The sequence below is a fragment of the Sphingomonas sp. genome (assembly GCF_019242355.1).
Taxonomy (GTDB): domain Bacteria; phylum Pseudomonadota; class Alphaproteobacteria; order Sphingomonadales; family Sphingomonadaceae; genus Sphingomicrobium.
The window spans coordinates 1-2,666 of sequence record NZ_JAFAVR010000258.1; the positions used below are offsets into that span (position 1 = coordinate 1).

Here is a 2,666-nt window from a genome sequence, read left to right on the forward strand (position 1 = left end):
TCGGCTCAAACCGCGAAGGGAATGCGGCGAGTGCACGAGCGCGCCATCAAAATGGAAGCAGCCGACGCCAATGGCGGCCATCGCGCGCGCCTTCGCCAGCGCCTGCTCGACGCCGGTCCAGCCGGCTTCCACGATTACGAGCTGATCGAATATCTCCTCGCGCTCACCATCCCGCGTGTCGACACCAAGCCGCTCGCCAAGCGCCTGCTCGAGGATTTCGGCGGGATCGGCCCGCTCTTGGCCGAACACCCCGACACGCTGCGCCGCGAGGGCCTCAGCGACGCGACCATCGCTGCGCTCAAGATCGCCGAAGCGACCGCGCTCAGGATGCTCGAGACGCGCATCGAGGAGCGGCCCATGCTGTCCAGCTGGGACGCGCTCGGCGACTATCTCCATGCCCGGATGGCTCATCGCCGCACCGAGGAGGTGCGTGTCCTGTTCCTCAATGCCAAGAACCAGCTCCTTGCCAACGAGGCGCTTTGGCAGGGGTCGGTCGACGAGGCCTCGGTCCACGTTCGTGAGGTCATTGCCCGCGCCATCGCCTTGGGCGCAACCGCCCTCATCATCGTCCACAACCACCCGAGCGGCGATCCCACGCCTTCGAACCAGGACATCCGCCTGACCCGCGACCTGGTCGAGGCCGGCCGCCACATGAAGGTCACGGTCCACGACCATGTCATCGTCGGCGCCGCGGGCCGGACGAGCATGCGGGCGATGGGTTTGATCTGAACTCTTAGGGCGTACGCCGGCCATCCCCCGCGCACGGAATGTTAACGGGCGACTCGTAATCCGGGCCTCGTGACCAGCCTGGAACAGACTCTTCAACCCGTCAGCCCAATGCCCCGACTCCGCAAGGCGACGCGCGAGCATCTCTCGATCCTGCTGTTTCTCCTTGCCAGCGCGATCTTTCTGTTTGCCGACGCAAAGGTGCCGCCGATCGCGCTGCCGGATGAGGCGCGCAACGCGATCAACGCACTGGAAATGCACATCCGAGGCTTCAGCCTGGTGACCACGTTCAACTTTCAGCCGGAGCTGTGGAACACCAAGCCGCCACTTCTGATCTGGCTGATGGCCGGCAGCATGGACCTGTTCGGACCGTCCGAGCTGGCGCTGCGGCTGCCCGCCGCCTTGGCCGGGATGGGCATCCTGTGTTGCACCCTGCTGTTCGTTCGCCGAGTTACTGGGTCGCTTGCGACCGCCATCGCCGCAGCCGCGATCCTGCTGCTCAGTCCCGGCTTCTTCGGGGAACACGGCGCGCGGACAGCGGACTTCGATGGCCCCCTCACCTTTTTCGTCACTGCGGGCCTGCAGCTTCTCTTCTTCACCGTCCATCAGGCGCGGCCCGGCGTTCGGCGGATGCTTGCAGTCGGCGGGCTCGTTGCCACAGGCGCGCTGACCAAGACGATTGCCGCGTTCATCCCGGTGGCCGGCGTGCTGGTCTATCTGGTCGCGGTCGGCAGGTTCGGCCGCGTGCTCTCGCTGTGGCAGCGCTATGCGATCGCGGCCGTGACGGCGGTGACACCCCTGCTGATCTTCTACGCCGCCCGGGAAGCGGCCGGTCCCGGCTATCTGGCGGCGGTCATCCACAACGACATCCTCGGCCGCTTCAATCAGGCACTCGTCGAGCCGACGACACCGATCTACTACGTTCGGGAGCTCTTCCCCGGCTGGTTCGTCGCTGGTCCCTTCCTGATCGCCGCGCCACTGGCGTGGGCCGGCTGTTCCAGCCGCGAGAAATTGCTGTTCCTCTACTCCGCGTCCATCGCCGTCACCGCGCTCGCCGTGCTGAGCGCGGCATCCAGCCGGGCCGTGCAATATGCGCTTCCGACGTTCCCCTGGCTGGGGATCATCGCCGTCCTGACACTCCGCTATCTCGGTCGATTTGTCGTCCGCGCCTGGCGGGATAGGAAGGCGGCCGAGGCTCTCGTCCTCGGCGCTGCACTGGCGCTCGCGTGCGGGCAGCTGACCTATCGAGCCGCCACCTGGCGCTACGAGCGCTTCCCGGCCAGGCAATTCTATGCGCAAGCGACCTATGGCGACCTCTTCGCGGCGCTTTCGGCCGAAGGGATCAGGACAGTCACCGTGGTCGACCCCGGCGTCATCCACCTCGGCAGACCGGGCTACACGCCCATGCTCCGCTGGAACCAGCTGATCTGGGCGGAGAAGGGCCTCAAGGCCAGCCACCTCTACACAATGCGAGCGGGCCTTCGGGGACCTCTCGCCAGCTGCGAGCCGACCGTCATCCGGCGCTGGTCCGGCCGCGGATTCCAGCGGATCGGCAGCTGCGCGCTTCTCCGGAACGCCTGATCCCGACTTTCAACCTTTACGGCCGCCAGAGCTCCAATGGCAGCTCTCGACCCATTGCGGACATTGGCGCTCCCTTCGTCATTCCCGCGAAGGCGGGAACCCAGCTAAGCGAACAATCAACTGAGCGGAGCGAAGCCGAACTCCTCGGCCAGGTCCTTCCAGTCAGGGTTGCTCGCCTCGATGAGGTTCAGCTTCCAGGCGCGGTTCCACTTCTTGATCCGCTTCTCCCGGGTGATCGCCGAGTCCATCGCTCCGTGTTGTTCAAACCACACGAGCCGCTTGACGCCATAGTCGCTGGTGAAGCCGGGCACGGCGCCGGTGCGATGTTGATGGATTCGGGCGGTAAGGTTCGACGTCAC

3 protein-coding genes are annotated in these 2,666 nt (G+C 65.9%); 2 read left to right on the forward strand and 1 reads right to left on the reverse strand.

Annotated elements, in window-relative coordinates:
• The first annotated feature begins 51 nt into the window (after positions 1 to 51).
• Together radC and JOZ79_RS12440 are read left to right on the forward strand one after the other, a co-directional pair.
• Entirely contained in the window at positions 52 to 729 is a 678-nt protein-coding gene (gene radC, locus JOZ79_RS12435; RefSeq protein WP_294074652.1) for a DNA repair protein RadC, read from the forward strand.
• A 108-nt stretch (positions 730 to 837) separates the two neighbouring features.
• Positions 838 to 2,307: a glycosyltransferase family 39 protein gene (locus tag JOZ79_RS12440; RefSeq protein WP_294074646.1), complete on the forward strand. Its 1,470-nt coding sequence runs from the start codon at positions 838 to 840 to the stop codon at positions 2,305 to 2,307.
• 116 nt (positions 2,308 to 2,423) lie between these two features.
• Here the strand turns inward: JOZ79_RS12440 and JOZ79_RS12445 are convergent.
• On the reverse strand, positions 2,424 to 2,666 hold a 243-nt coding region (locus tag JOZ79_RS12445), incomplete at its 5' end, for a GIY-YIG nuclease family protein (RefSeq protein WP_294074649.1).

What these genes read in the sequence shown, in the direction of transcription:
- radC (WP_294074652.1), top strand. Translation starts at nt 52, where the DNA reads ATGGAAGCAGCCGACGCCAATGGCGGCCATCGCGCGCGCCTTCGCCAG.
- JOZ79_RS12440 (WP_294074646.1), top strand. Translation starts at nt 838, where the DNA reads ATGCCCCGACTCCGCAAGGCGACGCGCGAGCATCTCTCGATCCTGCTG.